Raw genomic sequence first — 6,000 nt, forward strand, 5'->3', positions numbered from 1 at the left:
GTGGGTGGCTACTAACAGATTTTCCCGGTCACGCCAAAACGGGCAGCATCAGCATCCTGGGCTGCTCCCGCTCATCCCCCGAGCCCGAGCGAAGGGAGAACCCCGACTGTGCCGGACCGACCCCACGACGAATTCCCTGATCTGCCCGAGCCGATCCGCCTGTCCGACACCGAGGTGGAGGAGCTGGCGGCCACCGTGGCTCGCCTGACCGCACGGACGTCCGCGCACGACCAGCTCCTCGACCGGCTCGCCGCCGACGATCCGCTCCCGCTGCCGGCCCCACCGGGCGCCGGGTCGTACATCGTGTCCCTGCGCGGCAGCGCCTACGACCAGGAGCTGACCGGGCTGACGGCCTGGGTCAACGAAGTGCTGCTGCCGGTCTACGGGCGTGAGATCTCCACCCAGGCCCCCTGGTGCCCCTGGTGGCCGGAGCATCCGGAAGCCGTCGCTCGGCTGCACGGGCTGTGGATGGCGTGGAAGCAGCACATCGCGCCGGACGCCGGCCCCAGCGGCCCCGCGGTGTGGCACCGCGACTTCCTCGACCACACCATGGTCCAGCTCCGCTCACCCAACGGGCCGTTCGCCGCCTGCATGACGCATCCCAAGCGTCCGGCCCACCGGGTGCTGCCTCCGCCGCTGCCCCAGGACGGCCCGCCTCCGGGTAGCGGTGGCGGTACGGCGTGAGCGCGGTGTTCGGCTTCGCCGCCGACCCCCGCGCGCTCGACGATCTGCGCACCGCCCCCGCCGGCATCCGAGATCTCGCTCTCCTCGCGCTGCAGGACCTCGTCCACGGCGAACAGCGTGGCGCGCGCCTTGGTGTGCGGGCCGGCGTCGACCTGACGGGCCACCGGAAGCTCTACGTCGATCCCAGGGCTGAGTGGCGCATCGTCTACGCCGAACGTCCCGCACCACCCCACGGGGCACACGCCCGCGAGATCTTCCTGCTGGCCGTCGGCCCCCGCGAAGGCCACGCCGTCTACAACGCAGCAGCCCGCCGCCTCGGCCGCCTGTCCGGATCAGCTCCCGGCAAACCGCGGCAACTCTCCCGGCGGCCCGCTGCGCCGACGACCACCCCTCACTGGCTGCCGTCAACGCGAACGGAGATACCGCGATGACCGATCAACAGGCCATCGACTTCCGCATCGACGATCTGCGGCCCGCCGAGCGCGAAATGCTCGAGAACCTCAACCTGCTCGATCTGTCGCAGGACTCCTTTCACCTGCTCGTCGAACACCACACCCCCGACCAGCGCCACAGCTACTGGATCGTCTACGACAGGGCGGCCGGCTACGGCCATCCCGGCGACGCCAGGTACCTCGCCATCCACATCAGCCGGGACGCCCACCGCCGCCTCTTCCGTTGCGGCTACTCCTACGAACCCACCGTGCCCTTCGCCCAACGCTGGCTGATCGAACGCGGCTGCCCCGCTGCCCACACCGCGCTGCGGCAGGCCTCCCCGTCGCCGAGCCCGGCCGACGCCACCACCCGAACACTGGAGGAGCGGCTGCGCCTGTCCGGCTCGCGCTACCAGCTGTTGGGCAGCTACTTCCACGAACCGATCGGCCCCAAGGACAGCATCTCGGTCCGCGTGCTGGTCTACGACCAGCACCCCGACAGCGCCCACCAGCCGTACCGGATCTTCCTGGAGACCGTCGACATGGCCTCCGACTCCTACCAGGTTCGCGAAGGCGCCTTCGCCACCATCGCGGACTCCACCACCTGGTTGACGTCCTGGTTCGACAACCCCGCACTCCCCCTTCCGCCCCCCGCTCCCTACGGGCCGCCCAACCCCGCGCCGGTCACCCGCCCCATGGGCGCCACCCCGCCCACGACGCCGCCCCGCGGCCACCGGCGCTAAGCCACCCCGAGCACACCCCGATGCGACGCCACGAAGGGAGCGATCCCCCGGTGAACGACACGCTGCTACCCATGGTCGAACAACGCCTTGAGCGACGCTTCGGCCGCCCCACGAAGGACCTCTACCGGGAGGTCGCCAGCCCTTCGCTGTCCGACCCCGCCCTTCGGAAGGCCATAACCTGGCACCGAAGGCTGCTCCAGGCCGACTACCTTCTCCGCCAGTTCGACGACGCCCTCCTCCCCTTCCTCACGGACGAAGAGCTCACGCCACAGCGCGCCAAGCAGATGGCCGGCCTCGCCGAGCGCGTCATCCAACTGCAGGCCGCCCGCCAATCCATCGCCATGATCATCATGGAAGCCGTCGCCTCCACCGACACCTACACCACCGGCGCCGCACCTGACCCCACCCCGGCGCACGGACCAGCTCAGCCGGCCCCACGGCGCTCGACTCTCCCGGCGGCGGCGTCAAGCGGCACGGCCAACGGCTCTAGGTGGACGCGATGAGCGCCGGGGCGGACACGCCAGGAGACGCCGCCGTTCCGATCCCGGGAAGCAGCGCGGACAGCGCCATCGAGCAGAGCTTCGGTCGCACCGTCGCCGAGCTGCTGCGCCTAGCGGCCACCGGCCCAGCGGACCCGGCCCGCGACCGCGTCCTGGAGGCGCGCACGCATCTGACGATCGCCGAGCGACGCATTGCCTCCGACCTCGCCGCGTTGCACCGTCTCACCCAGCCCGGACGCGTACCCATCGAAGCCGGCACGTTGCTGTTCTACGCGCAGCGCATCGACGACGAACTCGCCCTCCGCCAGCGCCACCTCGATGTGATCTACCCGATCATCCACGCGCGCCCCTCCGCGCTCGGCGGCCCTGGCGCGCACGCCACCGTCCCAACGAGCAACGGCCCCACGACGTCGAACGCATCGTCCGGCCCTGGCCGGTAACCCAAGCCCTCGCGACCGCATTTCCCGGAGCCACCCCGTGTCCCACATCAGCTGGCGGTCTCTCACCCCCGCCCAGATCGAACGAGCCGAGCTCGCGGCGATCACCCTCAAGCCGCGCTGGAACGTGTGGGTGCTCCAGACCCTCGAGCACAACGGCCCCATGCGTATCACCGAGCTTCGCAAAGCCCTCCCTGGCCTCCAGCAGTCCACCGTCTCCTACATCATCAGTCGTCTGAAGAGCCAAGGCCTCGTCACGCCAACCTCCAGCGGCACAATCGTCCGCTACGGCCTTCGCGACGCCGCCCACGGACTGCAGCCGGTCCATCAGGCCCTCGCCAACTGGTGGCGAGAACATGTGGGCAGCGACGGCCCCGTCGCCAGGGCTGAACAGGTCGAACGCGGCCTCGGCCGCCTCCCCATGCCCGCCACCTTCGCCATCTGCAAGACCTTCGCCGAGCGAGGTCCTCTCACCGCCACTGATGTCGGCTACCACCTCGACTGGCCCCTGGAAACCAGCTCCTTCTACCGCCGCGTCGCCGTTCTCCGCGACCGCGGCCTGATCGTCCCCACCGGAGGACGAAGCGGCAAGGCCGAGATCCTCACCCTCACACCACAGGGCTCGGCACTGAACGAAGTCGTCGAGCCTCTCGCCGCCTGGCAACAGCGCCGAACCGCCAGCCAGCCCAGCCAGACGGCGAGCCCCGTGCAAACCGCCTACCCGTCCGCCATTCCCTACCAGCCCGCCGACCTCTTCTCACACCTCCCAGCAACCCCCAGGCCGATGGCGCGGCCCCTCCCAAGCGGGCGGTCGCGATGACGTCAGCCGACGACGAGGCGCCCGAGCCGACTCCTTGTCCCGCGCGCGAGTTCACGGGCGTTCCGGCGCTGAGACCGTTCCTCGAGCTCGATTTGCCGAAGCCATCACGACGGGGCGGCCAACTTTGACAGCTCCAGCCCGGCCCCGATGATGCCGACGTGGCCCGAGACCCCCGCCCATCTCGTCGCCGTCATGGCCGGCCCCCGGGCCGTCCGCGAAGACGCGCGTCGCCACCGCGCATCTGTCACTCATGCGCCTCCATCCGGCCGAACCGCAGCCCGGCCTCGACCGCAACCAGCTGCCTCCGCACAACCGGCACTCCCCGAACGCCCAGCACGCCAATCCCGCCGGTGAGCAAAGCACCGCATCACACCGCCAGGAGGCATCCATGACGACACCGCCCACGCCGCCGCCAGCGGGAACCAACTACCTCATCACGCTCTTCGGAGTCGGCCCTGAGGATCTCATGGCCCGGTGCCCCGAAGGCACCTCCGCTCGCCGAGCAGCCGTACTGACCGCCTTGATCGCCGGATACCTGGATGACGCCCACCACGACCTCGTCAGCCGCCTCCAGCGCCTGGTCAACGCCGTACCCCCTGGGCGCCCATCCATCGCGCACCTGACCGAGGACGAACTTCACACCCTCGCCGCCCGCTCCGTAGGTCTAGAGGCCGCCACCACCCACATGGACACCCTGCGTAACCAGCTCAGGATGACCACGTCGGCTCTCGGCCTCCTGCTCACTCGCTCCCTCTCCGACACAGCGCCGCGACCACCAGCTCCCAGTCCACCTTCAGGTCGAACGGCCGCGCCCCCTTCGCCCGAGGACGGCCCGCGTGGACGATGACCCGTCACCTCCCGCCACCCCCTCCTCGCACGAACGCGCTCCCAACCTCCCCGAGCCAGACATCGCGACGCTGCACGCAGCGGTTCTCACAGCGCTCTCACTGATCGAGGACGACCTGCTCCACACCCGCCTGCCGTTGATCGACCTCCTCACCGGCTACGGCGAGGCCATCCTCGCCGACGCCGGCCACGCGACCACGCGCGCCCGGGACGTCGACGCCGCCGCCCTCACCGCCATCGTGGCCGAGGCGACACGCGAACCGCCCTACCGAGGAAAGGCACTGGCCACCGTTCTGGCCATGGTGCTGAAAACCACCCGCGCCGAACAACTCGACGTCGTCACCCTGGCTCGCACGCGCTACACCAGCCTTCTTCGCCGCCACCAGCACCCCCTCACCCTCCCCAGGCAGCTCCCTCCGCCGCGTGCCGGCGCCAGGCACCCGCCGGAACGCTGACGCCCGCGACACGGTTGCCAACCGCCGCCCCCCAAGGGAACATCCCACACCTCCGCGACAAACGTCGCAGATCACCGAAGGGACACCCGCGCGATGGAACAACCGCAAGCCGCGAGCAACCCCACCTACGACGTCATAGGGCGCTACCTCGCCGGCCCCAACGACCGCGGCGTCGAGCACATCCGGACCACCCTGGACGCGGCGGGCTGGACCTCCTGGCCCGACAGCGACGGCAACATCCACTTCTTCGACCCCACCCAGCGACTCGCCGTCGAGTTCATTCCCGAAGGCGACCGCTGGCTTGGGTTCCATCACACTCAGTGGCGCCTGTGGGCACGCCCCGACAAGAGCGGGGCCCTCCTGTGGGATGCGGAGTTCACCGACCACACCCCCTACGAAATCCTTGCGCCGCTGGTGACCACACTGGCTGACGCCCCCGACGCCGCGCTGACCCCCACCACCCACCACAGCCTTCTGGAAGGCGGTGCGGAAGCCCTCCAGCCCCTGCTCGACGCCAGTTGGCGCGCCGACCCAACCCGAATGCTCGCCTACCAGTCCGAGGCCGCCAACGCATCCCTCGCCTATGAGCTCGACGGCGCCGCCTGGCTGGTCAAAATCCGCCCCCACCAGGCCGCCCCCGTACTGTGGGGCGCCCGGCTTTCCACCGCACTCCCCCTCCCCCTGCTGCGGAGCCTCTGCGAAGGCCTCGGCTCCGCTGTTCCCTCCTCGCAACGCACAGTCCACACCTTCCCAGGAGCCCACGTCACGCCGACTCCCGCCCCCGACACCGAGGGGCGGCACCATGGCGGGCGATGACCCGATAGCGATAACCGTCGGACAGCTGATCAACCAGCTACGGCACTACCCGTCCGACGCCCAGGTCCGTCTCGCTCTGCGGCCAGACTTCCCCTTCACTCACCACATCGGTCACCTGCTCGACGCCGAAGTCGCCGACGCCGTCACCGTTTACATCCCTCAGGGGCCACAGGATGGCTATCTGCCCGCGGCCATTCGCACGGCACTGGGGTGGCCACCTCAACCCTGAATCCCCGAACGGGCGGTGGCCGCCAGGACGCGTCCTGGC

The 6,000-nt window shown here is 70.1% G+C and carries 9 protein-coding genes; all 9 read left to right on the plus strand.

Annotated features, from left to right (window positions below; genetic code table 11):
- The first annotated feature begins 108 nt into the window (after positions 1 to 108).
- Complete coding sequence (locus ACFWI8_RS24780; protein WP_387095352.1) at positions 109 to 684, plus strand: DUF4913 domain-containing protein; 576 nt, start codon at positions 109 to 111, stop codon at positions 682 to 684.
- Positions 681 to 1,115 (plus strand): hypothetical protein, encoded by a 435-nt coding sequence (locus ACFWI8_RS24785; protein WP_387095354.1) that lies wholly within the window; start codon positions 681 to 683, stop codon positions 1,113 to 1,115. Before ACFWI8_RS24780 ends, ACFWI8_RS24785 begins: the two co-directional genes overlap by 4 nt.
- A complete protein-coding gene (locus ACFWI8_RS24790; protein WP_387095357.1) occupies positions 1,112 to 1,858 on the plus strand; it encodes a hypothetical protein in 747 nt (248 codons plus the stop codon). The genes ACFWI8_RS24785 and ACFWI8_RS24790 overlap by 4 nt, the downstream gene beginning before the upstream one ends.
- A gap of 50 nt (positions 1,859 to 1,908) precedes the next feature.
- Positions 1,909 to 2,361: a hypothetical protein gene (locus ACFWI8_RS24795; RefSeq protein WP_387095360.1), complete on the plus strand. Its 453-nt coding sequence runs from the start codon at positions 1,909 to 1,911 to the stop codon at positions 2,359 to 2,361.
- Positions 2,358 to 2,798: a hypothetical protein gene (locus tag ACFWI8_RS24800; protein ID WP_387095363.1), complete on the plus strand. Its 441-nt coding sequence runs from the start codon at positions 2,358 to 2,360 to the stop codon at positions 2,796 to 2,798. Before ACFWI8_RS24795 ends, ACFWI8_RS24800 begins: the two co-directional genes overlap by 4 nt.
- A 37-nt stretch (positions 2,799 to 2,835) precedes the next feature.
- A complete protein-coding gene (locus ACFWI8_RS24805) occupies positions 2,836 to 3,615 on the plus strand; it encodes a winged helix-turn-helix transcriptional regulator (RefSeq protein WP_387095366.1) in 780 nt (259 codons plus the stop codon).
- A gap of 836 nt (positions 3,616 to 4,451) precedes the next feature.
- Positions 4,452 to 4,916: a hypothetical protein gene (locus ACFWI8_RS24810; protein ID WP_387095369.1), complete on the plus strand. Its 465-nt coding sequence runs from the start codon at positions 4,452 to 4,454 to the stop codon at positions 4,914 to 4,916.
- Positions 4,917 to 5,009: 93 nt separating this feature from the next.
- Entirely contained in the window at positions 5,010 to 5,732 is a 723-nt protein-coding gene (locus tag ACFWI8_RS24815; protein ID WP_387095372.1) for a DUF317 domain-containing protein, read from the plus strand.
- The gene (locus ACFWI8_RS24820) at positions 5,719 to 5,961 is read left to right on the plus strand and encodes a hypothetical protein (RefSeq protein WP_387095375.1); all 243 of its coding nucleotides are present in this window, start codon (positions 5,719 to 5,721) and stop codon (positions 5,959 to 5,961) included. The genes ACFWI8_RS24815 and ACFWI8_RS24820 overlap by 14 nt, the downstream gene beginning before the upstream one ends.
- Positions 5,962 to 6,000: the final 39 nt, after the last annotated feature.

This window comes from Streptomyces sp. NPDC127098 (assembly GCF_042722465.1).
In the GTDB taxonomy this organism is placed as follows: Bacteria; Actinomycetota; Actinomycetes; order Streptomycetales; family Streptomycetaceae; genus Streptomyces; species Streptomyces millisiae.